A 603-nucleotide genomic window follows, 5' to 3' on the forward strand; every position below is an offset into this window, starting at 1 on the left:
CATTCACCTGGATCACATTCACCTGGATCACCTTGGTGTCCACGACGATGCCGGACAGGTCCACCTTGACACTGGCCTGAGCACCCACCAGTACGGCGCGGGCGTCTTTCGGCGAGAGGGTTTCCAGCGGCTGACCGCCACCGGCTGCCAGGGCATCGAGGAAACCCTGGGTATTGCGTTCCACGCCGGGGCTGCCGGCGGCGAAGCTGCTGTTGATGGCCAAGGCGAGCAGCCCGGCAGTCAGAGTGCGAGAAATGYTCATGGTCAAGCTCCTGTCGATCAGTTGGGCTGCTGGTTGTCAGTTCTGGTTGGTGCAAACGCTGGAGAGTTGTTCGTAGCTGAGAACTTCCACGTCACCCGCGCTGTTGCGGTAGGTCATCGTTGCCGTGACCACTTCGCACTGCGGGCTGTTGGGCGCGTCGATGGAAATCACCTTGGCGATATCCAGGTTCTGGCCGTAGCGGTAGGGCGTGGCCTCGGCACTGTGGGCGAGGCTGGTGAGCGACGCGCTGAGTGCGATGGCGGTCAGGGCGGTGGCGAACAGGGTGCGGGCTTTCATGGTGGTTCTCCTCTTGGGTGCCGCGCTCGGGCGTTGGCCGCGAG

1 protein-coding gene and 1 pseudogene are annotated in these 603 nt (G+C 63.5%); both read right to left on the reverse strand.

Annotated elements, in window-relative coordinates; translation table 11 throughout:
- Positions 1-262 (reverse strand): annotated as a pseudogene (locus tag INS93_RS24615) (alpha/beta hydrolase); the annotation flags it as partial.
- 36 nt (positions 263-298) lie between these two features.
- Complete coding sequence (locus INS93_RS24620) at positions 299-559, reverse strand: DUF2790 domain-containing protein (protein WP_192985865.1); 261 nt, start codon at positions 557-559, stop codon at positions 299-301.
- Positions 560-603 lie beyond the last annotated feature (44 nt).

The organism is Pseudomonas sp. EggHat1 (assembly GCF_014892995.1).
Lineage (GTDB): Bacteria > Pseudomonadota > Gammaproteobacteria > Pseudomonadales > Pseudomonadaceae > Aquipseudomonas > Aquipseudomonas chaetocerotis.